The organism is Streptomyces sp. NPDC004732 (assembly GCF_040609235.1).
GTDB lineage: Bacteria > Actinomycetota > Actinomycetes > Streptomycetales > Streptomycetaceae > Streptomyces.
Genome location: NZ_JBEXJR010000015.1, coordinates 86,176 through 107,064 on the forward strand (window position 1 = coordinate 86,176; position 20,889 = coordinate 107,064).

The 20,889-nt window shown below is 70.4% G+C and carries 26 protein-coding genes; 6 read left to right on the forward strand and 20 right to left on the reverse strand.

Annotated features, from left to right (window positions below; translation table 11 throughout):
• Nucleotides 1-89 precede the first annotated feature (89 nt).
• Both ABZV77_RS35335 and ABZV77_RS35340 read left to right on the forward strand, forming a co-directional pair.
• Complete coding sequence (locus tag ABZV77_RS35335; RefSeq protein ID WP_055568469.1) at nucleotides 90-581, forward strand: inorganic diphosphatase; 492 nt, start codon at nucleotides 90-92, stop codon at nucleotides 579-581.
• A gap of 118 nt (nucleotides 582-699) precedes the next feature.
• On the forward strand, nucleotides 700-2,373 hold the full coding sequence (locus ABZV77_RS35340) for a threonine/serine exporter family protein (RefSeq protein ID WP_356266358.1): 1,674 nt from the start codon (nucleotides 700-702) through the stop codon (nucleotides 2,371-2,373).
• Nucleotides 2,374-2,390: 17 nt separating this feature from the next.
• Here the strand turns inward: ABZV77_RS35340 and ABZV77_RS35345 are convergent, their stop codons facing one another.
• The 9 genes from ABZV77_RS35345 to ABZV77_RS35385 form a co-directional block, all read right to left on the reverse strand.
• On the reverse strand, nucleotides 2,391-3,086 hold the full coding sequence (locus tag ABZV77_RS35345; RefSeq protein ID WP_356266209.1) for a VTT domain-containing protein: 696 nt from the start codon (nucleotides 3,084-3,086) through the stop codon (nucleotides 2,391-2,393).
• Between the two features lie 169 nt (nucleotides 3,087-3,255).
• Nucleotides 3,256-3,414, reverse strand: coding sequence for a hypothetical protein (locus ABZV77_RS35350; protein WP_356266211.1), 159 nt, complete (start codon nucleotides 3,412-3,414; stop codon nucleotides 3,256-3,258).
• A gap of 66 nt (nucleotides 3,415-3,480) precedes the next feature.
• Nucleotides 3,481-4,257 carry a MerR family transcriptional regulator gene (locus ABZV77_RS35355; protein WP_356266213.1) on the reverse strand — a complete coding sequence of 259 codons (777 nt, stop codon included), beginning with the start codon at nucleotides 4,255-4,257 and terminating at the stop codon, nucleotides 3,481-3,483.
• Between the two features lie 85 nt (nucleotides 4,258-4,342).
• On the reverse strand, nucleotides 4,343-5,122 hold the full coding sequence (locus ABZV77_RS35360) for an ABC transporter permease (RefSeq protein WP_356266360.1): 780 nt from the start codon (nucleotides 5,120-5,122) through the stop codon (nucleotides 4,343-4,345).
• 8 nt (nucleotides 5,123-5,130) lie between these two features.
• A complete protein-coding gene (locus ABZV77_RS35365; RefSeq protein ID WP_356266215.1) occupies nucleotides 5,131-6,078 on the reverse strand; it encodes an ATP-binding cassette domain-containing protein in 948 nt (315 codons plus the stop codon).
• Nucleotides 6,079-6,157: 79 nt separating this feature from the next.
• Nucleotides 6,158-6,799 carry a PadR family transcriptional regulator gene (locus tag ABZV77_RS35370; RefSeq protein ID WP_356266217.1) on the reverse strand — a complete coding sequence of 214 codons (642 nt, stop codon included), beginning with the start codon at nucleotides 6,797-6,799 and terminating at the stop codon, nucleotides 6,158-6,160.
• Nucleotides 6,800-6,830: 31 nt separating this feature from the next.
• Nucleotides 6,831-7,382 carry a DinB family protein gene (locus ABZV77_RS35375; RefSeq protein ID WP_356266219.1) on the reverse strand — a complete coding sequence of 184 codons (552 nt, stop codon included), beginning with the start codon at nucleotides 7,380-7,382 and terminating at the stop codon, nucleotides 6,831-6,833.
• A 105-nt stretch (nucleotides 7,383-7,487) separates the two neighbouring features.
• Nucleotides 7,488-8,945, reverse strand: a complete 1,458-nt coding sequence (locus tag ABZV77_RS35380; RefSeq protein ID WP_356266221.1) for an aldehyde dehydrogenase family protein — start codon at nucleotides 8,943-8,945, stop codon at nucleotides 7,488-7,490.
• A gap of 74 nt (nucleotides 8,946-9,019) precedes the next feature.
• Nucleotides 9,020-9,883, reverse strand: a complete 864-nt coding sequence (locus ABZV77_RS35385) for a helix-turn-helix transcriptional regulator (RefSeq protein ID WP_356266223.1) — start codon at nucleotides 9,881-9,883, stop codon at nucleotides 9,020-9,022.
• Between the two features lie 303 nt (nucleotides 9,884-10,186).
• Here ABZV77_RS35385 and ABZV77_RS35390 point away from each other — a divergent pair, with 303 nt between their 5' ends.
• Nucleotides 10,187-10,675, forward strand: a complete 489-nt coding sequence (locus ABZV77_RS35390) for an ATP-binding protein (RefSeq protein ID WP_356266225.1) — start codon at nucleotides 10,187-10,189, stop codon at nucleotides 10,673-10,675.
• Nucleotides 10,676-10,730: 55 nt separating this feature from the next.
• On the opposite strand, the gene ABZV77_RS35395 is transcribed toward ABZV77_RS35390, so the two are convergent.
• The 6 genes from ABZV77_RS35395 to rpmG all read right to left on the reverse strand — a co-directional run bounded on the left by ABZV77_RS35395 (nucleotide 10,731) and on the right by rpmG (nucleotide 13,322).
• Nucleotides 10,731-10,970 (reverse strand): DUF397 domain-containing protein, encoded by a 240-nt coding sequence (locus ABZV77_RS35395; RefSeq protein ID WP_208609624.1) that lies wholly within the window; start codon nucleotides 10,968-10,970, stop codon nucleotides 10,731-10,733.
• 127 nt (nucleotides 10,971-11,097) lie between these two features.
• Nucleotides 11,098-11,298 carry a hypothetical protein gene (locus ABZV77_RS35400; RefSeq protein ID WP_356266227.1) on the reverse strand — a complete coding sequence of 67 codons (201 nt, stop codon included), beginning with the start codon at nucleotides 11,296-11,298 and terminating at the stop codon, nucleotides 11,098-11,100.
• Nucleotides 11,299-11,464: 166 nt separating this feature from the next.
• The gene (rpsR, locus tag ABZV77_RS35405) at nucleotides 11,465-11,686 is read right to left on the reverse strand and encodes a 30S ribosomal protein S18 (RefSeq protein WP_356266362.1); all 222 of its coding nucleotides are present in this window, start codon (nucleotides 11,684-11,686) and stop codon (nucleotides 11,465-11,467) included.
• A 39-nt stretch (nucleotides 11,687-11,725) separates the two neighbouring features.
• The gene (locus ABZV77_RS35410; RefSeq protein ID WP_356266231.1) at nucleotides 11,726-12,895 is read right to left on the reverse strand and encodes a GTP-binding protein; all 1,170 of its coding nucleotides are present in this window, start codon (nucleotides 12,893-12,895) and stop codon (nucleotides 11,726-11,728) included.
• Nucleotides 12,895-13,152 (reverse strand): type B 50S ribosomal protein L31, encoded by a 258-nt coding sequence (locus tag ABZV77_RS35415; RefSeq protein ID WP_356266232.1) that lies wholly within the window; start codon nucleotides 13,150-13,152, stop codon nucleotides 12,895-12,897. The genes ABZV77_RS35410 and ABZV77_RS35415 overlap by 1 nt, the downstream gene beginning before the upstream one ends.
• Before the next feature lie 5 nt (nucleotides 13,153-13,157).
• A complete protein-coding gene (gene rpmG, locus ABZV77_RS35420) occupies nucleotides 13,158-13,322 on the reverse strand; it encodes a 50S ribosomal protein L33 (protein WP_150170539.1) in 165 nt (54 codons plus the stop codon).
• Nucleotides 13,323-13,393: 71 nt separating this feature from the next.
• Here rpmG and rpmB point away from each other — a divergent pair, with 71 nt between their 5' ends.
• From rpmB to ABZV77_RS35435, 3 genes are all read left to right on the forward strand, one after another.
• Entirely contained in the window at nucleotides 13,394-13,630 is a 237-nt protein-coding gene (gene rpmB / locus ABZV77_RS35425) for a 50S ribosomal protein L28 (protein ID WP_055568530.1), read from the forward strand.
• A complete protein-coding gene (gene rpsN, locus ABZV77_RS35430; RefSeq protein ID WP_356266235.1) occupies nucleotides 13,630-13,935 on the forward strand; it encodes a 30S ribosomal protein S14 in 306 nt (101 codons plus the stop codon). The genes rpmB and rpsN overlap by 1 nt, the downstream gene beginning before the upstream one ends.
• A gap of 139 nt (nucleotides 13,936-14,074) precedes the next feature.
• Nucleotides 14,075-14,578, forward strand: a complete 504-nt coding sequence (locus tag ABZV77_RS35435; RefSeq protein ID WP_356266237.1) for a hypothetical protein — start codon at nucleotides 14,075-14,077, stop codon at nucleotides 14,576-14,578.
• Between the two features lie 88 nt (nucleotides 14,579-14,666).
• Here ABZV77_RS35435 and ABZV77_RS35440 read toward each other — a convergent pair whose 3' ends face one another.
• Genes ABZV77_RS35440 through ABZV77_RS35460 form a run of 5 tightly spaced genes read right to left on the reverse strand, consistent with a single transcriptional unit; the run spans nucleotide 14,667 to nucleotide 20,805 of the window.
• On the reverse strand, nucleotides 14,667-16,997 hold the full coding sequence (locus ABZV77_RS35440; protein ID WP_356266238.1) for an FUSC family protein: 2,331 nt from the start codon (nucleotides 16,995-16,997) through the stop codon (nucleotides 14,667-14,669).
• 55 nt (nucleotides 16,998-17,052) lie between these two features.
• The gene (locus ABZV77_RS35445) at nucleotides 17,053-18,288 is read right to left on the reverse strand and encodes an ABC transporter permease (protein WP_356266240.1); all 1,236 of its coding nucleotides are present in this window, start codon (nucleotides 18,286-18,288) and stop codon (nucleotides 17,053-17,055) included.
• A complete protein-coding gene (locus ABZV77_RS35450) occupies nucleotides 18,285-19,025 on the reverse strand; it encodes an ABC transporter ATP-binding protein (protein ID WP_356266242.1) in 741 nt (246 codons plus the stop codon). The genes ABZV77_RS35445 and ABZV77_RS35450 overlap by 4 nt, the downstream gene beginning before the upstream one ends.
• Nucleotides 19,022-20,098: a peptidoglycan-binding domain-containing protein gene (locus ABZV77_RS35455; protein WP_356266244.1), complete on the reverse strand. Its 1,077-nt coding sequence runs from the start codon at nucleotides 20,096-20,098 to the stop codon at nucleotides 19,022-19,024. The genes ABZV77_RS35450 and ABZV77_RS35455 overlap by 4 nt, the downstream gene beginning before the upstream one ends.
• The gene (locus ABZV77_RS35460; protein WP_356266246.1) at nucleotides 20,098-20,805 is read right to left on the reverse strand and encodes a hypothetical protein; all 708 of its coding nucleotides are present in this window, start codon (nucleotides 20,803-20,805) and stop codon (nucleotides 20,098-20,100) included. Before ABZV77_RS35460 ends, ABZV77_RS35455 begins: the two co-directional genes overlap by 1 nt.
• Between the last annotated feature and the right edge of the window lie 84 nt (nucleotides 20,806-20,889).

Genomic DNA, 20,889 nt, shown 5'->3' on the forward strand with positions numbered 1-20,889 from the left:
GCACGACGACCAGCCCCTTTCGCGATCACACATCTGCGTGAGGGACACTTAATCACCCGAAGTATGTGCTGATCATGGAGGAGCCACCCGTGGAGTTCGACGTCACCATCGAGATTCCGAAGGGTTCGCGGAACAAGTACGAGGTGGACCACGAGACCGGCCGGATCCGTCTGGACCGTCGCCTCTTCACGTCGACCAGCTACCCCGCGGACTACGGATTCGTCGAGAACACCCTCGGTGAGGACGGTGACCCGCTGGACGCCCTGGTCATCCTGGACGAGCCGACCTTCCCGGGCTGCCTCATCAAGTGCCGCGCGATCGGCATGTTCCGCATGACCGACGAGGCGGGCGGCGACGACAAGCTGCTCTGCGTCCCGGCCTCCGACCCGCGCGTGGAGCACCTTCGGGACATCCACCACGTCTCCGAGTTCGACCGCCTGGAGATCCAGCACTTCTTCGAGGTCTACAAGGACCTGGAGCCCGGCAAGTCCGTCGAGGGTGCCGACTGGGTCGGCCGCACGGACGCCGAGGCCGAGATCGAGCGTTCCTACAAGCGCTTCAAGGACGAGGGCGGCCACTGAGCCACTCGCCCCGGACGGGCCGTGTGACCCAAGGGGGTCACACGGCCCGTTCGTGTATCTGTGCCCATACTGGCCATACGGAGGGTGCGTACGTGTCGTATGAAAAGTGAGGGCATCAGTGGCCGAGCAGGAGGCCGAGGACCGAAAGCCTCAGTCGGACGAGGCCCGCAGCGCGTTCGTGCAGCCCAGCGGCGTGGTGGCGCAGCAACCGGTTCCTGAGGACGAGTCGCAGACGACATCCGAGTTCGCCCTTCCCACGGGCTTCGCGACGCCGTCGTCGACGACCCAGGAGACCGAGAAATCGGCGTTCACCACGCCGCACACCTACAACTCCCGCGACGCCGCGCAAGGCTTCACGCCCGCGCAGGGCATACCTCTGGTGAGGCTCACCAAGGAGGTGCCCTGGCAGGACCAGATGCGCACGATGCTGCGCATGCCGGTCGCCGAGCGGCCCGCTCCGGAGGCCGCGCAGAAGCAGGAGGACGAGACCGGGCCCGCCGTGCCGCGCGTGCTCGACCTGACGCTGCGCATCGGCGAGCTGCTGCTCGCGGGCGGCGAGGGCGCCGAGGACGTGGAGGCGGCGATGTTCGCCGTCTGCCGCTCGTACGGCCTCGACCGCTGCGAGCCGAACGTGACGTTCACGCTCCTGTCGATCTCGCACCAGCCCTCCCTGGTGGACGACCCCGTCACGGCCTCCAGGACGGTGCGCAGGCGCGGCACCGACTACACGCGTCTCGCGGCGGTCTTCCACCTGGTGGACGACATCAGCGACCCGGAGCTCGAGATCTCCCTGGAGGAGGCCTACCGCCGTCTGGCGGGCATTCGGCGTAACCGTCACCCCTACCCCGGCTGGGCTCTCACGGCGGCCAGCGGGCTGCTCGCGGGCTCCGCGTCCGTGCTGGTGGGCGGTGGCGCCCTGGTCTTCGTGGTGGCCGCGGTCGGCGCGATGCTCGGCGACCGGCTCGCCTGGCTCTGCGCGGGACGCGGGCTGCCGGAGTTCTACCAGTTCGTGGGCGCCGCGATGCCGCCCGCCCTGATGGGTGTGGCGCTCAGCTTCGTGCACACCGAGGCGTCCATGGCCTCGGCCGTGATCACCGGTGGGCTCTTCGCGCTGATCCCCGGGCGGGCCCTGGTGGCAGGCGTGCAGGACGGCCTCACCGGCTACTACATCACCGCGGCCGCACGTCTCCTGGAGGTCATGTACCTCATCGTGGGCATCGTCTGCGGAGTGCTGCTCGTGCTGTCGCTCGGCGTCATGCTCGACGCGACGAACCTGACCCCGGAGACGAAGTTCGGCGTGACGTCGTCGCGGCCGATCATCCAGATCCTGGCGTCGATGGCGCTGAGCCTGGCCTTCGCGATCCTGCTCCAGCAGGAACGTCACACCGTGCTGATGGTGACCCTCAACGGCGGAATCGCCTGGGTGATGTTCGGTGCGCTGGCGCAGACGCCGCTGGAGCTCTCGCCCGTCGCCGCGACGGCCATCGCGGCCGGTCTGGTGGGTCTCTTCGGGCAGCTCTTCTCGCGGTACCGGTTCGCGTCCTCACTGCCCTACGTGACAGCGGCGATCGGCCCACTGCTGCCCGGTAGCGCGACGTACTTCGGGCTGCTCGCCCTGGCGCAGAACGACCTGAACACGGGCATCAACTCGCTCACCAAGGCCGTCGCGACGGCCCTGGCCATCGCGATCGGCGTGAACCTGGGGAGCGAGATCTCCCGGCTGATCCTGAAGGTGCCGGGCGCGACCTCTGCGGTGAACCGCCGCGCGGCCAAGCGGACGCGCGGCTTCTAGAGGCCTTGCGGCGGGTGTCAGCGCTTGGCGTGGCGGCCGCGGGGCTGCGCCGGGGGCGTGCCGCCCGTGGCGCCTTCCGCTGCCGCGGCCTTCTTGGACTTGCTGCGCGCCCGCAGGAACTCGATGGCGATCGGCACCACCGAGATGAGGACGATCAGGATGAGGATCGCCTCGATGTTCTTGTGCACGAACTCGATGTTGCCGAGCCAGGCGCCGAGCAGGGTGACGCCCGCGCCCCACATGATGCCGCCGATGATGTTGAACGTGAGGAACGAGCGGTACCGCATGCCGGAGACGCCCGCGATGATCGGCGTGAAGGTGCGCACGATCGGCACGAAGCGGGCCAGGACCAGGGACTTCGGCCCGTACTTCTCGAAGAATTCGTGGGCCTTGACCACGTTCTCCTGCTTGAAGAGCTTGGAGTCCGGGCGGTTGAAGAGCGAGGGCCCGACCTTCTTGCCGAAGAGATAGCCCGCCTGGTCACCGAGGATCGCGGCGAGGCAGATCAGCACGCAGGCCAGCCACAGCGGGGTGTCCAGCTTGTTCGTGGTGATCAGCAGGCCGGTGGTGAACAGGAGCGAATCGCCCGGCAGGAAGAAGCCGATGAGCAGGCCCGACTCGGCAAAGACGATCAGCAGCAGGCCCCAGAGACCGAACTGGTTGAGCAGGTAATCCGGATCCAGCCAGCTTGGTCCGAGCGCAAGCGTCGTCACGGTTCCGGGCTCCTGAGGGGTGAGGGGGCGGGGCAGGGCAGGTGCAGCCGCCCAAATTTATCAACGTGGGGCGGCCCGGCCAGGTTCCACTGTCCCTCTCAGGACACACTGTGCGACAACTGGGACAAAGCTGAGTGCCGGTCCAGCGGCAGCCGTGCCCATCGGGCCGCTACTTCTTGCCGCCCTTGCCGCTCCGCAGCCGCCCGACGAGCCGCTTGGCCTCGGCCCGGCGCTTGGGGTCCGCGGACGCGCGGCGGGCCTCACGGACGGCCCGCCGGCCTTCGGGGCTGCGGGCGAACTTCGCGACGCGGGAGAGCAGTCCGGACATGACGCGCCTCCTGGAATGGACTGGAACCGATGCGTACCCGCAGTGTCGACCCGCCGCCCCGTGCTGTCACGGGGTCGCACCCTCCTGACCGTTGCGTGCCGCGTTCGCGAGGATGGCGTCCCGCAGATAGACCGCCAGGCCCGGCCTGATGGCTTCGTAGAAGGCCGTGAACCGTTCGTCGGAGACGTACATCTCGCCGAGGCAGGTGTGCATCTCGTACGCGCACGCGTAGTGGTTCGCCGTGATGAAGCGGCGGTGGTCCTCCGCGGCGTCCATGGCCTCCTCGGCGTCGGCGGGGACGCCCCGGGCGAGCAGATCGCCCACGCGCGCGTGGATCGCGGTGAACTCGTCGTTGATCCGCTTCCAGTCGTCCTTGGTATACGAGGCGGACTTGCGCTGCGACTCCCGGTAGGCCTCCGTGTCGCCCCAGCGCTGCTCGACCTCCTCCGCGTACTGGTCGGGGTCGTGGTCCCCGAAGACCTCGAACTTCTCCTCGGGCGTGAGGTTGATGCCCATCTTCTTCGCCTCCATGGCGGTCTCGACGGCGGCGGCCATCTCCTGGAGCCTGTGGATCCGCGCGGTCAGCAGTTCGTGCTGGCGGCGCAGGTGGTCCCACGGGTCCGTCTCCGGGTCGTCCAGGAGGGCCGCCACCTCGTCGAGGGGGAAGCCGAGCTCTCGGTAGAACAGGATCTGCTGCAGCCGGTCGAGGTCGTCGTCGCTGTAGCGCCGGTGCCCCGCGTGGCTGCGCCCGCCGGGCACGAGCAGGCCGATCTCGTCGTAGTGGTGCAGCGTGCGCACCGTCACTCCGGCGAAACCGGCGACCTGTCCCACGGAGTGGCTCATGGCTTCCGCCCTTCTTCTCTCGGTACGCGGACCAGCCTCTGTCCTCACGTCGCGTGAGGTGCAAGCCCACCGGGTCGGAAGGGCCCTAGGTACGCAGCGCCGTGAACCTGCGGACCGCCAACGGCAGGAATACCCCCACCAGCACCACGGGCCACAGCACCGCCAGGAGCTCCGCGTGTTCGGCGGCCCAGGACGTGCCGACCACTCCCGGTTCGTTGCCGAACAGGTCACGGACGGCCGTGGCCGTCGCCGAGAGCGGGTTCCACTCGACCAGGGCGCCCAGCCAGCCCGGCATGTTCTCCGGGACCGTGAAGGCGTTGGAGAGGAAGCCGACCGGCCAGACCAGGACCTGCACGGCCGCCACCAGCTCCGGCCTGCCCGCGATCATCGCCAGGTAGATGCCGAGCCACAGCATCGCGAACCGCAGCATCATCAACAGCCCGAAGGCCCCGACGACCGCCCCGAACGAGCCGTGCCAGCGCCACCCGATCGCTAGCCCGACACCCATCATGACGAGCAGCGAGACGAACGACTGGAGCATGTCGGCGACCGAACGCCCCACCAGGACCGCCCCGTTGGCCATCGGCATGGAACGGAACCGGTCGATCACGCCCTTGTTCAGGTCCTGGGTGACCGCGACCATCGTCGCGTCGAGCCCGAAGACCATGGTCAGCGCGAACATGCCGGGCACGAGGAACTCGGCGTACTCCCCCGCGATGCCCTTTCCGCCGCCCATCAGGTAGGTGAACATCAGCAGCAGCATCACCGGGAAGACGAGGCCCACGAGGACCTGCACCGGCTGCCGTGCCCAGTGGGCGAGTTCGCGCCGCGTCATGGTCCAGGAGTCGGTCACGGCCCAGCCCATCGGCGTACTCACACGGTGTCCTTCGTACGTTCCGTCAGGCTGAGGAAGACCTCGTCCAGCGTGGGCCTGCGCAGCGCCACGTCCTCGGCGTCGATACCGGCATCCCGCAGGGCCCGCACGACGCCCGTGAGGGCCTTCATGCGGTCCGTGACGGGCGCGGAGGCCATCCGGCGGTCCGCGTCCACCGTGGCGCCTTCGGGGAGCAGCGCGGCCGCCCTCGTCAGTTCGGCCGCGTCCCGCACCACCACGTCGATCCGGTCGCCGCCCAGCTTCGCCTTGAGGTCGTCCGCCGTGCCCTCCGCGATGACGCGCCCCCCGTCGATCACCGACATGCGGTCGGCCAGCTGGTCGGCCTCCTCCAGGTACTGCGTGGTCAGGAGCACGGTGGTGCCGCCGCCGACCAGTGAGCGCACCGAGTCCCACACCTCGGAGCGGCCGCGCGGGTCCAGGCCCGTGGTGGGCTCGTCCAGGAAGAGCACCTCGGGGTCGGTGACCAGGGAGGCCGCGAGGTCCAGACGGCGCCGCATGCCGCCGCTGTAGTGCTTGACCGCCTTGCGCCCGGTGTCCGCGAGGCCGAACCTCTCCAGGAGCTCGTCGGCCCGCACGCGCGCGTGGCGGGCGCCCAGGTGGTGGAGCCTCCCGAACATGTCCAGGTTCTGCCGACCGCTCAGCTCCTCGTCCACCGCCGCGTGCTGGCCGAGCAGCCCGATGCGCCTGCGCACCTCGTCGGGCCTGCGCCGCACGTCGTGCCCCGCGACCTCCACGCGCCCCTCGTCGGGCCGCAGGAGGGTGGCGAGCATCCGCACCGCCGTGGTCTTGCCCGCGCCGTTCGGCCCGAGCACTCCGTGCACCGTGCCGCGCTCCACCCGGAGGTCGAGGCCGTTCAGTGCCTTCTTGGGTGCCTTCTTCTGCCCGTACGCCTTGTGCGCGCCCTCGACGACGATCACGTCCGTCATCCGGCTCCCTTCTCCGCCCGTAGTCAAACTTGACTAGGTTGAGGAAGGTAACCGAGGCGACCTCATTCGTCAAACTTGATTAGCGGTCGTCCTCCGCATGCCGGGCCCCCGTCGCGTACGGGTTCTCCTCGCCGTCGGCGAGCACGCCCACGAACGGGTCGCCCTCGCCCGAGAAGGTGTACGAGCCGCCCTCCACGCGCGCGATGAGGCTCCGGGTCCAGTCCGCGCCCGTGTCGGCCGAGTGCACCCAGTAGTTCATGATCTCGCCGATGTGGCCCAGCTGTTCGGGCCCGTCCTCGGGCGTGTAGTACTCGGTGACGGAGGTCCGCCACTCCTCGATGCGCCGCACCCGCTCCTTGAGGAGGCCCACGACCTCCTCGCGCGGCAGGTCCACCATGAGGCCGAGCGCCGCCGTGAGGATGTCGGGCCGCTGGTCGTACATCGTCAGGGACTCACGGAGGAGGGAGAGGTACTCCTCCGTGCCCTGCTCCGTCATCTCGTACTCCGTGCGCGGCGGGCCACCGGCCGTGGAGGGCGCGATCTCGTGCGCGCGCAGCAGCCCTTGCTTCGCCAGTTGCTTCAGGGCGTGGTAGATCGACCCGGGCTTGGCGTTGGACCACTCGTGGGCGCCCCAGTACTCCAGGTCGTTGCGGACCTGATAGCCGTGAGCGCGGCCGTGCTGACGCACGGCCCCCATAACCAGCAACCGGATCGCCGACATGTACCGCGCCCTTTCCCTCAGCCCCCTGTCATCAATTTTGACTAGGGTAGCCCTGCTCCAGCGCCACCAGCTCGAAGGCGGTCTTCCCGTCCAGGGACTCGCGGACGATGTCGGCATGGCCCGCATGCCGCCCGATCTCCTCGACCAGGTGCAGCATCAGCCAGCGCATCGACACGGCGCCGTCCTTCGGGAACCAGGGCGCGTCGGGCAGCGGGAACGTGTCGTCGAGGCTCGGCACCGTGCGGATGAACTCCTCGGTCTCGCGGGCGACCTCGTCCCAGAAGGCCAGCATTTCGGCGAGCGTCTCGTCCTCCACGAGCCGGAAGCTGTCGCCCCAGGTCTCCTGTGTACGGGCCTTCTCGTTGGGCTTCTGCTCGGCCATGCGCAGCCAGTTGAGCTCCGTCTCGGCGACGTGCTTCACGAGGCCGCCGAGGGTCAGCTCGCTGGCGCTCGGGCGGGCCTTCGCCTGCTCCTCGGTCAGGCCGATGACCGAACGGCGGATACCGCCCCGCTGAGCCTCCACAAAGGCGATCAGGGCGCCGCGCTCGTCTCCGTGGGCTTCCGCGCTGACGTGGGTGACCATGGTGTCCGCCTCTACTCCGGTTCCGCCGGGCTTTCCGACACCACAGACGCTACGGAGCCTTGCGGTCAGGTTCTGTCCGCAAGGCTCACGACACGGGAAACAGCCCTAGAACGGGAAGCGCGACCTGCCGTGCTGCACCGAGATCCACTTCTGCGTGGTGAAGGCGTCCACCGTCGACTCGCCGTTCAGCCGTCCCACACCGGAGTTCTTCTCGCCGCCGAACGGCACGATCGCCTCGTCGTGCACGGTGCCGTCGTTCACGTGGATCATGCCGGTCCTGACGCGCTTGGCGACCCGCACACCGCGCTCCGTGTCGGCGGTGTGCACCGCGCCGCTCAGGCCGTACGGAGTGTCGTTGGCGATGCGGACCGCGTCGTCCTCGCCGTCGAAGGGCAGCAGCAGCGCGACGGGGCCGAAGATCTCCTGGCCCAGGATCGGGGAGTCGTGCGGGAAGTCGGTGAGGATCGTGGGGGTGACCACGTTGCCCTGGGTCTCCCCGTGCAGCAGGGCCGTCGCGCCGGACGCCACGGCCTGCTCGATGACGGCCGTGACGGCGTCCGCCTGCGAGGAGTTGATGAGCGGGCCGATGTGGGTGGTGGGGTCGGCCGGGTCGCCGACCTTCAGGCCCGCGACCTTGGCGACGAACTTCTCGGTGAACTCCGCCAGCACGGAGCGGTCGACCAGGATGCGGTTGGCGGCCATGCAGACCTGGCCCTGGTGCACGAATCGGCTGAAGACCGCCGCGTCCACCGCGTAGTCGATGTCGGCGTCGTCCAGGACGATCAGCGCGCTGTTGCCGCCCATCTCCAGGATCGAGCGCTTGAAGTGCGAGGCGCAGACCGTGGCGACATGGCGGCCCACGCGGTCCGAGCCGGTGAAGGAGATGACGCTCGGCACGGGGTGCTCGATGAGGGCGTCGCCTATCTCGGCTATGTCCGTGATCACGACGTTGAGCAGGCCGGGCGGGAGGCCCGCGTCCTCGAAGACCTTCGCGAGCAGGCTGCCGCCCATCACGGGGGCGTTCTGGTGCGGCTTGAGCACCACGGCGTTGCCGAGGGCGAGCGCGGGGGCGACGGTCTTGGTGGAGAGGAACAGCGGGAAGTTGAAGGGGCTGATGACGCCCACGACGCCGACCGGGTTGCGGTAGAGGCGGTTCTCCTTGCCGTCCTCCGGCGAGGGCAGGACGCGGCCCTCGGGGCGCAGCGCGAAGTGGACGGACTCGCGCAGGAACTCCTTGGTGAGGTGGATCTCGAAGGCCGCCTTGAGCCGGGTGCCGCCCAGCTCGGCGATGATCGCCTCGGTGATCTCTTCCTCACGGTCCTCGATGATCCGCAGGGCGCGCTCGAAGACGGCACGGCGCGCGTACGGATTGGTCTCCGCCCATTCCTTCTGCGCACGCTCGGCGGCGCGATAGGCCTGGTCGACCTCGTCCGCGGTGGCGACGGTGATGGACGCCAGCTTCTCCCCGTTGTACGGATTGAAGTCGATGATGTCCCAGGAGCCCGACCCGGCCTTCCACTCCCCGTCGATGTACTGATGAGCCAGGTCGGTGAAGAAGGACATGAGCGGACCCCTTGCCGCGGCAGACGGCCGCAAACGGAAGCAGACACCTGATCTCACGTCATAGTACTTATGTTTCAGGTGAGTTGAAGGAGACCACGCAGAAGATCCCGGCTGCCGACCGGATCGGGGCTGTCCTTCTGCAACTGCGCCACCACACGCTCGTACTGGGCGACTTCCTCCGCCTTGTCGAGATAGAGGGCGCCGGTGAGCTGCTCCACGTACACGACGTCGGAGAGATCGGACTCCGGGAAGCTCAGCATCGTGAAGGCGCCGCTCTCCCCCGCGTGCCCGCCGAAGCTGAACGGCATCACCTGGAGGGTGACGTTCGGACGCTCGGAGATCTCGATGAGGTGCTGGATCTGACCCCTCATCACATCCCGGTCGCCGTAAGGACGTCGGAGCGCGGCCTCGTCCAGCACACAGTGGAAGCGGGGCGCGTGCTCGGAGGTGAGGAGCTTCTGGCGTTCGAGGCGCAGGGCGACACGGCGGTCGATCTCGGCCTTGCTCGCGCCCTTCATGCCGCGGGCGACGACCGCGTGCGCGTACGCCTCGGTCTGCAACAGGCCGTTGACGAACTGGACTTCGTAGACGCGGATGAGCGACGCGGCGCCTTCGAGGCCGATGTACGTCTGGAACCAGCCGGGCAGAACGTCCGAGTAACTGTGCCACCAGCCGGTGAGGTTGGCTTCCTTGGCGAGTGAGAGGAGCGCGCCGCGCTCGGCCTCGTCGGTGACGCCGTAGAGCGTCAGGAGGTCTTCGACATCCCTGGACTTGAAGCTCACCCGTCCCAACTCCATGCGGCTGATCTTCGATTCGGAAGCGCGGATCGAGTACCCGGCAGCTTCGCGGGTGATGCCGCGGGACTCCCTGAGCCGCCTCAGCTGCGAGCCCAGCAGGATGCGCCGTACCACCGAGCCGCTCGACTCGCCTGCGGTCACTTCGCTCAATCCTCCCGATCGACTGGAAGCCAGCAGTCTGCCATTAAACGCTCCGGGCCGTACACGTCCGGTTACAGAAACAGAAAGGGTCCGAAAGCTCCCCTCAAGAAGTCGTGGGAAGAAATGGGCAAGAAGTGGCACGGTATCGACCAAGTCCGGCGCGTGCACGTGCATCTGCCCTTGCATCTGCTGTACGCATTCGGAACCATGGTCCGCGCGCCACTGCTGTACCGACCGCACCATCGGCGACCGACCGCGCCACCGCTCCATCGCTACGTACCGCGAAACCGGGGAGTGCCTCGCATGGGGACGAATGGATCGACCATGCTCGAGCCGTTAAGGCAGGGGCTACCCCCGATCGACCCCTCCGCCGTCTCGGACGCGGCCTCCGTCGCCCTCCCCGCCCGCTACGAAGCCGTGGGCAGCGCCCGGCAGTTCACCCGCAAGACGCTGGGCCAGTGGGACCTCGAGGAGAAGTTCGACGACATCGCGCTGGTGGTCTCCGAACTCGTCACCAACGCACTGCGCCATGCACTGCCCGCCGACACCCCGCGCGATCAGCAGGAGCCGCCCGTGCGGCTGCACCTGATGCACTGGGCGACACGCCTGGTGTGCGCGGTGCGCGACCCCAGCGACGAGAGCCCGGTCGCGCGCGACACGGACGACGACTTCTCCGCGGAGTCGGGACGGGGCCTGTTCCTCGTGGACTCGTTCAGCGACAGCTGGGGCTGGCACCCACTCGCGGGCGCGCTGCGCGGCAAGGTGGTCTGGGCGCTGTTCCGGCTGACCTGAGCGGGTCGTCCGGGCCGGGTCGGCCGCCGATGCCGGGTCGGCCGCCCGTGCCGGGTCAGCCGCCTATCAGGTGGTCGAACTCCCCGTCCTTCATCCCCAGCAGCATCGCCTCGATCTCGGCGCGCGTATAGACGAGCGCCGGGCCGTCCGGGAACCGCGAGTTGCGCACGGCGACATCGCCGCCCGGCAGCTTCGCGAACTCCACGCACGAGCCCTGCGAGTTGCTGTGCCTGCTCTTCTGCCAGACGACCCCGTGAAGCTCCGTGGCCGCCATGCCGTTCATCGCGTGGTGCACAGATCGCTCCCCGGGTGGTGCGGTGCCGTGAGTGGCTCTAGATGCAGTGGTCAACTGTCCCGGATCATAGCTGTGTTCACATGCAGATGCATGGGCAGATGCACGTGCACGCGCGGTGTTCCCTTGGTTACAGGATTGTCAGCACCTGCTCCAGGGCGCGCATGACGTGCGAACGCCAGCCCCCGTCCATGATCTTCCGCGCCATCAGCCGCGCCGGGTCGTCCGGATCGAATCCCTCGTGCACTAGGAAGAGACGCGTTCCGCGCCCTTCGTGTTCCAGGGTCCGCATATTGGTCCGGTCGGCGAAGTTGGCCTGATCCTGATCCATCCGGCATCCATATGGCGGACGCCGAGCGTCCGTTCGGTCTCGTCGGCGCGAACCTGCACGTGAACGGTGCCGGAAAAGTTCGCGTCGGGGCCACGAGACAAACCTCCCGGAGCACCTTGAGGTACTCCGGGAGGCTGGGCCTGCGCTGGTCAGCGGGACGGCCGGGTCAGCGGGACGGCCCCGACGACCCGTACGGCAGGAGCGCCATCTCGCGGGCGTTCTTGATCGCCGCCGCCATCCGCCGCTGCTGCCGCGCCGTCACGCGCGTGACGCGACGGCTGCGGATCTTGCCCCGGTCCGAGAGGAACTTCCGGAGCAGGTCCGTGTCCTTGTAGTCGATGTACGTGATGCCGTCCCGGTCCAGGGGGTTCGGCCTCGATTTCAGCATCAGCTTCTGCGGGCGCGGGGAGTTGCGCGGGGACAAGGGTCAGACCTCCAGGAGGGTGTCGAAGGCAGGGGGCAGGTGTTTCCAGGCGTCGCGCCCGGCGGCGTACTCCTCGTCCGTCAGCAAGCAGGACTCCAGGACCTGTTCGAGCCCGTCGCGGTCCAGCCCCGGCGAGGTGAAGACCAGGTGGTTGCAGCGGTCGCCGTGTTCCGGATGCCAGTCCAGGGCGGCGGCCGCGCGGCGCATCGCGGGGACCATCTCCCACGCGGCGTCCGGCAGCGAGGCCAGCCACGGCCCGGCGCTCTCGACACAGAGCGCGCCGCCCGCCGCGTCCCACCCGAGCAGCGTGTCCGGGTGGTCGGCCAGCCAGAACCGGCCCCGGCTGCGGGCGGCCGCGCAGGTCAGGTCCTCCAGGGCGTCGTAGAGACGCTCCGGGTGGAACGGCCGCTCCCGACGCCATACGAAGGTCGCGACCCCGCACGCGTCGGCCTCGGCGGGCAACAGCGCGCAGGCGGGATGCTGCGCCGCGGCGGCGGCCTCGACGTCGAACCCGGCGAGCGCGGCCGCCGCGAGCTCCCCGCTCCCGACCGGCACCTGGCGGGCCGTCGGGTGGAGTTGGGCAAGGAGGGCCCGGTCCTCGTCGTCGGCCTCCGCGGAGTCGGCGACGGCGAGCACCGGCGCGTACTCCAGCTGGCGCGCCCAGGTGTCCGCGACGGTGCGCTGATCGCTGGGGGCGGCGGCGAGTCCGGCGTCCATGAGGTCGTCGCCGTTGCCGAGGCAGGGCAGGAGGAGGGCCGGGTCGACCGCCGTGACGACGCCGCTGAGCACGAGGGCGTCACCGGCGTGCGCGGCGACCACCTCGGCCATCGCCTTGGGCTCGACCGAGTCCCACAGCTCGACGACCGCGAGCCGGGTGAGGCCCGCGTCCGCGAGGCGGGCGAGCTCGGGCACCAGGTCCTCGCGGAGTGCGCAGCACGCACAGTCGTTGACCAGGAGCGCGTCGCCGGCGGAGAGCACGCCGGTGGTGTCGCGGACGGTGCGGACCACGGTGCCGCGCACGGCGGTCGACAGGTCGTGGTGGAGGGCCACGCTGTCGGGGACGGTGGCGAGGAGGTCGTCGACGGCCGCCCTGCGGGCGACCGCATGGAGGCCGCCGACGATCACGACGTCCATGCGGTGCCGCGCGGGCTGTTCGCCGTCCGGGCGCGCCATCAGCGCTTGCCGAACCGGCGCTCGAAGCGCTCGACGCGGCCCGCCGTGTCCATCACGCGGGACGTGCCCGTGTAGAAGGGGTGGCTCGCGGACGAGACCTCGACGTCGACGACGGGGTAGGTACGGCCGTCCTCCCACTCGATCGTCCTGCCGCCGGTCGCGTTCGCCACCGCCGTCGAGCGGGTGAGGAAGGCGAATCCGGCGGCCTTGTCGCGGAAGACGACGGGGCCGTACGGGGGGTGGGTGTCCTTGCGCATGGCGGTCAGCGCTCCTCTCGGAAGTCGACGTGGCGTCGGGCCATCGGGTCGTACTTGCGGATGGTGAGGCGGTCGGGGTTGTTACGGCGGTTCTTGCGGGTGACGTAGGTGTAGCCGGTTCCCGCCGTCGAGCGGAGCTTGATGACGGGGCGGAGTTCGTTGCGGGCCATGGGGCTAGTATATGAAAATGACTCTCGTTTTCAATAGAGTCCATCACCGATCGACCGAGAGGTGCGTCACCTTGTCCGCCCACTGCCAGCTGACCGGCGCGGAACCCCGCTTCGGCAACAACATCTCCCACTCCCACCGGCGGACGTCCCGCCGCTTCGACCCCAACGTCCAGCGCAAGCGGTACTGGCTGCCGAGCGAGGGCCGGTACGTGCGGCTGCGGCTCAGCACGAAGGGGATCAAGACCGTCGACAGCATCGGGATCGAGGCGGCCGTCGCCAGGATCCGTGCGCGTGGGGTGAGGATCTGATGGCCAAGAAGAGCAAGATCGCCATGAACGAGCGGCGGCGCGTAATCGTCGCGCGGTATGCCGCGAGGCGTGCCGAGCTCAAGGAGCTCATCCGCAAGCCCGGTACGGGGGACGCCGAACGGCTCGCCGCGCAACGGGAGTTGGCGCGTCAGCCGCGTGACGCAAGCGCGACGCGGGTGCGGAACCGGGACAGCGTCGACGGGCGCCCGCGCGGATACGTGGGGGCGTTCGGGCTGTCGAGGGTGAAGCTGCGTGAGCAAGCGCACGCCGGACATCTCCCCGGAGTGCGCAAGTCCTCCTGGTAGCTTGGCGCGCGATTTGGCCGGGTCGTGACCACCGGCAGCGTCGCTGACATCGCTCATGCCGCTGATGTCGCTGATATCGCTTTGGCTAGGGGGAGTGCACGTGCGTACGTACGTCCGTAGTGTCCGTGTCGGTACCGCGGTGGCGGGTCTTGCCGCCGCGCTCGTTCTGAGCGGTTGCGGGAGCGACGGGGACGGGGGCGGGGGCGGCGGCAAGAAGGACCGCGGCTCCTCTGGCACCTCCGACTCCGCCGACTCCTCCGGGTCGAGCTCGTCCGGTGGTTCGGACGGTTCGGACGGCTCGGACGGCTCGGACGGTGGTTCGGGTGCCAAGGGCGGCAGCCTGGAAGGTACGTGGGTCACCACGGCCGACGGGAAGCCGCTGGCCCTCGCCGTCACCGGGAAGACGGCGACGCTGCTGGGCGAGGACGTGCTGTGCAACGGCACCGCGGGTGACGCGACGGGCTCGCAGGTGATCACCCTCAAGTGCCCGAAGGGCACTTCGGACCGCACGACGGGCCGGGTCGAGTCCGTGAACGGCAAGTCGATGAAGGTCGCCTGGGAAGGCGGGGACAAGGACGAGTTCCTGAAGACGGAGGGCACCAAGCTGCCCGAGGGGCTGCCGACGGCGGCTCCGCAGTCCTGACGCGGCCGCGGCGGTTCTGACCCGACTGCGGCGGCTCTGACACGACTGCGGGGGTTCTGACGCCGCGCGCCACTTGCCCGGCCGGGCTTCAACGGGCCGTGGGACCCTCCGGGTTCCGCGGCCCGTCGGCGTCCTGCCGCTTCGTGGCCGAGCCGTCCACCAGCATCGGCGGAGGCGCGGTGTCCAGGGCGTCGGACAGTTCGTCGAGGGTCTCCAGGAGCAGGCCCGCCCCCCTGCGGACCACCCGGTCGGGGACACCCTCGCCGTCCCACTCGTCCAGAGCCGTGCGGACCGCCTCCCACTTGGGCACCCGGCGTTCGCGCAGCGCCTTCGCGCCCTGCTCCGTCGACTTGCGCAGCGCCTCGGCAAGACGGGCCGCCGCGGGCACGGGGGTGTCGCCGCGCTCGGGCAGATGCGCCTCCATCAGCATGGCGACGCGGCCCAGTTGGGCGAGCACCTCCTCCGCGTCGGCGGCCGCGGCGCGGGAGAGGCCGCGGTGGCGTACCGGCTCGTCCTTGGCCCGGTTCAGGGCGTCCTGCCAGGCGACGCGGGCGTCGCGAGCGGCGAGCAGGGCCTCGCGCACGTCGGGGCAGGCCTTGCCCGCGGGGTGGGCGTAGCGGTCGACGACCGCGGCGGCGTAACGGCCGTCGGCGACCAGCCAGTCGGCCAGGCGGGTGCGCAGGCGCGGGGTCTCCCAGGCGGGGTAGAGCGCGTACGCGATCATCGCGAGGACGCCGCCGAGCAGGGTCAGGACCACGCGCTCCGGGACGGTCTGCGTCCACTGCTGGCCGCCCATGCCGAGCAGGAACACGACGTACGCGGCCACGCAGGCCTGGGCCGCCACCTGGCCCGTGCGCATCAGCAGGTACATCATCCCGGCGCAGAGCACGGCGAGCGCGGCGGACAGCCCCGTGCCGGGGTGGGCCAGCTGGACGAGGCCCGTGGCGAGTGCGACGCCGACGAGGGTGCCGCCGAAACGGGCGACCGCGCGGGAGTACGTCTGGGAGAAGTCCGGGCGCATCACCATGACCGAGGCCATGGGGGCCCAGTAGCCGTGCCCCAGGGGCAGCCAGTGCCCGAGCAGGTACCCCGCGGCGGCCACCGCGGTGACGCGGATCGCGTGCCGGGTGACCGGCGAGTCATGCCGGAAGTCGGCCCGAACGGCCCGGAGAGCGGCAGGAGCCAGCGCGAAGAGGGTGGGCCGGAGGAGGGGGACGGGCTGGGTGTCGGACTGGGTGTTGGGCTGGGCGGGGTGGGGGCTGGTGCCGGGGTTGAGGTTGGTGCCGGGGGTGGTGCTGGTGCCCGGGTTGGTGCTGGTGCCGAGGTTGGTGCTGGTGCCGGTGCTGGCGCCGGAGTTGGTGCCGGAGTTGGTGCCGGAGTTGGTGCTGGTGCCTGGGTTGGTGCCGGTGCTGGCGCCTGGGTTGCTGCTGGTGCTGGTGTTGCCTGCTGTCTCCAGGACGTCCTTCAGGAGTGCGACCAGGCGGGTCGCCGCCCGGTACGCCGGGCCCGTGAGGATCGCCCCCGTGTCCGGGGTCTTCAGCGCGCCCAGCGCCGCCGGGGGGATCTTGACCGGTTCGCCGTGCCGGATCGCCCGCGCCGCCGCGTCCAGGACCGCGCCCGCCGCGCCCAGGAGTTCCCGGGCCCTGTCCCGCTCCCTGCCCTCCTCCGGTACGCCGACCGCCGGGTCCGCAAGCGAGGCCAGGACCGGGCGGATCCGTTCGGCGACGCCCCGCGCCCCGTGCAGCTCCGCGGGGCGGGTGCGGGCCTGGCGCGCGGTGATCGTCGCCGCGTCGCGCGCCGCCATCAGGGGTTCGGGGTCGAAGGCGGCCACCGGGTCGTGGCGGAGCCGCCGCGCGTAGTCCGCCTCGGCCGCCAACGCGTCGGCCAGGGCATCCCGGTGGGCGCCCCATCTGCGTACCGGAAAGAGGATCACCAGCGCCGCCTGCACACAGCCGCCGACGATCATCATCGCCGCGTGGCCCGCCGCCGCCGCGACCGACGTGGGGATCGTGACCGTCACCAGCATGATCGCGACGTTGGACGACGCGATGATGCCGACCGTGGGGCCCGCCGCCCAGCTCAGCCCCGCCAGGAAGGTCCACAGACAGAGCAGTGCGAGGAAGAGGAGCAGGTGGGAGCCGGTGAGGTAGCCGAGGAAGGTGGAGACGGCGAGGCTGGTGCCGGAGGCCAGGGCCAGCTCCGGGCGGGGCCGCCAGCTGCGCTGGAACGTGGCGATGGCCGCCTGGAACGCGCCGAACGCGGAGCTCGCCGCCACCGCGGGACCGAACAGCGTGAGGCTGACGCCGATGATGACGGCGAGGCCGGCGGCGCCGCGCAGGGCCACCAGGGGTTCCAGACGTTTGCGCTCGACGGTCAGGCCCGAGCGAGCTGTCTCTTTCAGCGCGCGGAGCCAGGTCACTCTGTGATGATACGGGGCATATAGGGCAACACGGGGCGTGGGGCGGGCGTCGGGGTCACGTCACGTTCAGTGCCACCGTCGGATGGAGACGCGCCGCCCTGACGGCGGGGTAGAGCCCCGCCACCATGCCGATGACCAGCGTCGCCGCGAAGCCCGCCGTCAGGGACCAGGGCGGAACCACCGGGGTCCAGTGCCGGGCCAGGGCGAAGGCGTACGTCGCCGCCGCGCCCAGCAGTGCGCCCGTCGCGCCGCCCAGCGCCGACAGCAGCAGGGACTCCGTCAGGAACTGCAGCCGGATCGCTCCCTTCGTGGCGCCCAGCGCGCGGCGCAGGCCGATCTCCGCGCGGCGCTCCAGGACCGAGATCACCATCGTGTTGGCGACCCCGACCCCGCCGACCAGGAGCGCCACCGCGCCGAGACCCAGCATCAGGGCCGTCAGGCCCTCGTCCGTCGCCGCCTTCGCGGCCAGCGCGTCCGAGGGACGGGAGACCTTCACCGAGCCCTCGTCGCCGGGGCTGACCGTGCGGGCCAGCACCTCCCGTACGTCCTCGACCGTGTGGTCGGGCGACCGCTCGAAGATCATGGACGGATGCCCGTCGAAGCCGAAGTACTTCTCGGCCGCGGGGAAGCCGACCATCGCGACGCGGTCCAGGGTCGGGACCAGCTCGACGGGCTCCAGGATGCCGATGACGACCACGTACTCGTCGCCCATCATGATCTTCTCGCCGGGAGCCGTGACGCCCAGGCGGTCCGCCGCCACCGAGCCGAGAACGGTGACGGGAAGCCTTTCGGAGACGCCGTCCAGCCATCTGCCCGTTCCCACTCGTGCGTTGAGCGCCGACAGGAGGTCGGTGCGGGCCGCCTGCGTCGTCACGCCCGCGGTCCGTTCCTCGGGGACCACGTCGCTGCGGCGGATGCGGGCGTCGACGTTCCCCGTCGCCGTGGCGTGCCGGACCGGGCCGATGCGCTCCACCATCGCCACGGCGGACTTGGGGAGCGGTACGTCGTTGCCCGTCGCGTCCTTGCCCGCCTCCGCGGTGAGGAGGTTCGTGCCGAGCCGGTCGAGCTTCGCCATCAGGTCCGACTTGCTGGACTGGGAGAGGCCGACGACCGCGACCATCGTGGCGATACCGATGGCGATGCCGAGCGCGGAGAGGACGACCCGGGTGCGGCGGGCGCGCAGGCCTGCCGCGCCGACGCGCAGGACGTCTCCGGGCGAGAGGCGGGCGGGCTTCAAGGAGTGGGGAGCGTCCTTCTTTGCCTTCTTCGCCTTCCTTGCCATCTTTGTCATCGGCCCGTCCCCCTCACTTGTGCGGCCGGGTTCGGGTTAGGAGCGGAATCCGGCCCCGGGATGATCTCGCCGTCCCTGAAGCGGACGCGGCGTGGGAGGGCGTCGGCGATGTCGTGGTCGTGCGTGATCACGCAGATCGTCGTGCCGGTCGCGTTGAGCTCGTGGAGCAGCTCCAGCACGATCGCGCCGGACACGGTGTCCAGGGCGCCCGTCGGCTCATCCGCAAGGAGGAGGGACGGCTCGCCCACGAGCGCGCGGGCGATCGCCACGCGCTGCTTCTCGCCGCCGGACAGTTCGCCGGGCCGGTGGCCGAGGCGGTGCCCCAGGCGGACGCGTTCGAGCGCCGCGCGGGCGCGGGTGCGCCTCTCCTTGAGGGGCACTCCCGCATACAGGAGTCCGTCCGCGACGTTGTCGACCGCGTCGCGCCCTGCCGCGAGGTGGAAGTGCTGGAAGACGAAGCCGATGTGGCGGGCGCGCAGGGCCGAGAGCCGGGCGTCGGTGAGCGCGCTCACGTCATGGCCCGCGACGCGGACGGTGCCGGACGTGGGCTTGTCGAGCGTGCCGATGACGTTCAGCATCGTCGACTTGCCGGAGCCCGAAGGACCGACGATCGCGAGGAGCTCGCCCGGGCGGACGGTGAGGCTCACACCGCGCAGGGCGTGCACACCACCGGCGTACGACTTGGTGACGTCCCGGAGTTCGACGAGGGGGGTACTGGAGATCGGGTTCCCGGTCATGGCTTCGCCACCCCGACCTTCGTGCCCTCCGCGATACCGGAGCCGCTGACCTCGATCCTGCCGTCGGCGGTCATGCCCGTCGTCACCCGCACCATGCGCGACGTGCCGTCGCGGACCGTCTGGAGGCCGTAGCCGCCGTCCGCGCCGCGCAGGGCCACCACCGCCTCGACCGGGACCGTGAGCACGTTCTTGCGGGACTCGCTCACGAACCTCACGTTCGCCGTGGCCCTGGCGTCCTCGCCCGCCGCCACCGACCGGCCGCCGTCCAGCGTCACCTCGACCGTGATGCCCTCGGCGGACCCGCCGCCCTCGGCCCCCTCCTGCTCCTCCGGTCTCGCCGTGCCCGTGACCCGGCCCGGCTCCGTCCTGCCGCTGGGCAGCGTGACCTCGACCTTCGTGCCCCGCGCGGTCAGCGACGCGTCGGACTCGTCGAGCACGGCCCGGACGACGGGCTTCGTCGATGCGACGGTGAGGACAGGGCCGTCCGGGCCGACCGGGTCCGCGAGCGCCGCGTCCGCCGAGACCACCTTCACCTGATCGGGCTGGAAGACCACGTCTCCCTTGCCGACCCGGCCCGTCGGCGTGCGGTTGAGGGACTTCTGCCACCGCTTGACGGCGGCCTCGGTCGCCGCGTCGAAACGCGGGTCTACGTAGAGGCCCGCCCCGAAACCGAGGGCGGCCAGATTGCGCTCCAGCTGGAGCACGTCGCTGCCGCGGTCCCCCGCCTTCATCTCGCGGAACGCCGGGACGGGCCCGTACAGAAGGGTCACCGGTTCGTCGTCCCGTTCGTAGAGGGCCTGGCCGCGCGCGACCGTCGCGCCCTCCCGCGCGGCGACCGTGACCGTCCCCTCGACGGGCGACTTCACGGCACGCCGCCCCGCGAAGTCGATCTTCCCGTCGACGGTCTCGGACTTCACGAGGTCGGTGCGGGTCACCGTGGCGGTGGCGGACGGCAGTCCGGCCCGCCCGCTCCCGGTGCCCGCCCCCTCCCCCGAGACGACAAGAACGCCCGCCCCGACCGCGGCGGCGGCCAGCACGGCCGCACCGGCCAGGAATCCCGTACGGCGTCGCATCACTGCATGCCGTCCAGGCCCTCAAGGAGCTTGCCCTTGCAGGCCTCCCGAGCCGCCTTGTACGCGGGCGAGTCACGGTCCATCGACGGGTCCGTGGGGTTCGCCTCGCCGCCGGGCATGACGTTGCCGCCGGACATCGTGGGGTTGGCGAACTTCGACATGCCGTTCTCCCGCATGCACTTGGCGTGCGCGAGCATCGACTCGTAGTCCTTCTGGGCGTCGCGCTCGGGCTCCAGGTTCATGGCGGCCCTCAGCTCCGGGACGCAGACGCCGTTCTTGCCGCCCTTGTACTCCTCGCCGTTCCCCTCCGGGTCGACGACCTTGTCGACCTCGGGCCAGTCGAGGTAGCCGCTCAGTTTCGGGTCAGGGAAGTCCTTCACGCCTGCCTTGGCGCGCATGCACTGGACGTACTTCAGCTGGGCGTCGTAGAAGGCGCTCTTGCCCTCGGTCTTGCTGCCGTCGCCTTCTCCCCCTTCGTCTCCCCCTTCGTCTCCCCCTTCTTCTCCCCCGTTGCTCTTGTCCGCCCCCTTGGACCCGTCCGGGACCGAGGCGACACCGGCGTCCTTCGCCCCGCCGCCGTCGCCTCCCCCGCAGGCCGCCGAGAACACCAGGACGGGGAGGGCGACGAGGCCCGCGATGCGGAGGCGGTGGAGGCGGCGGCCGGCGGGCGCGTCGGCCGGGATGTGGATGTGTGTGCGCATGGTCATGGCGGCAATGTGCCGCCGCCACATGGTGGTCGTTCCACGGGCGCATGATGGACGCGTAACGCCACATGATGAGCACGTAACAAT

Coding starts and splice junctions, on each gene's coding strand:
- ABZV77_RS35455 (WP_356266244.1), bottom strand. CDS start 20,098: ATGCGACGCCGTACGGGATTCCTGGCCGGTGCGGCCGTGCTGGCCGCC.
- ABZV77_RS35410 (WP_356266231.1), bottom strand. CDS start 12,895: ATGGCGCGCCCGGACGGCGAACAGCCCGCGCGGCACCGCATGGACGTC.
- rpsR (WP_356266362.1), bottom strand. CDS start 11,686: ATGCTGAAATCGAGGCCGAACCCCCTGGACCGGGACGGCATCACGTAC.
- ABZV77_RS35460 (WP_356266246.1), bottom strand. CDS start 20,805: ATGACCATGCGCACACACATCCACATCCCGGCCGACGCGCCCGCCGGC.
- ABZV77_RS35450 (WP_356266242.1), bottom strand. CDS start 19,025: ATGACCGGGAACCCGATCTCCAGTACCCCCCTCGTCGAACTCCGGGAC.
- ABZV77_RS35350 (WP_356266211.1), bottom strand. CDS start 3,414: ATGTCCGGACTGCTCTCCCGCGTCGCGAAGTTCGCCCGCAGCCCCGAA.
- ABZV77_RS35380 (WP_356266221.1), bottom strand. CDS start 8,945: ATGTCCTTCTTCACCGACCTGGCTCATCAGTACATCGACGGGGAGTGG.
- ABZV77_RS35355 (WP_356266213.1), bottom strand. CDS start 4,257: ATGAGCCACTCCGTGGGACAGGTCGCCGGTTTCGCCGGAGTGACGGTG.
- ABZV77_RS35445 (WP_356266240.1), bottom strand. CDS start 18,288: ATGACAAAGATGGCAAGGAAGGCGAAGAAGGCAAAGAAGGACGCTCCC.
- rpsN (WP_356266235.1), top strand. CDS start 13,630: ATGGCCAAGAAGAGCAAGATCGCCATGAACGAGCGGCGGCGCGTAATC.
- ABZV77_RS35415 (WP_356266232.1), bottom strand. CDS start 13,152: ATGCGCAAGGACACCCACCCCCCGTACGGCCCCGTCGTCTTCCGCGAC.
- rpmG (WP_150170539.1), bottom strand. CDS start 13,322: ATGGCCCGCAACGAACTCCGCCCCGTCATCAAGCTCCGCTCGACGGCG.
- ABZV77_RS35370 (WP_356266217.1), bottom strand. CDS start 6,799: ATGTCGGCGATCCGGTTGCTGGTTATGGGGGCCGTGCGTCAGCACGGC.
- ABZV77_RS35375 (WP_356266219.1), bottom strand. CDS start 7,382: ATGGTCACCCACGTCAGCGCGGAAGCCCACGGAGACGAGCGCGGCGCC.
- ABZV77_RS35390 (WP_356266225.1), top strand. CDS start 10,187: ATGGGGACGAATGGATCGACCATGCTCGAGCCGTTAAGGCAGGGGCTA.
- ABZV77_RS35400 (WP_356266227.1), bottom strand. CDS start 11,298: ATGGATCAGGATCAGGCCAACTTCGCCGACCGGACCAATATGCGGACC.
- ABZV77_RS35360 (WP_356266360.1), bottom strand. CDS start 5,122: ATGGGCTGGGCCGTGACCGACTCCTGGACCATGACGCGGCGCGAACTC.
- ABZV77_RS35365 (WP_356266215.1), bottom strand. CDS start 6,078: ATGACGGACGTGATCGTCGTCGAGGGCGCGCACAAGGCGTACGGGCAG.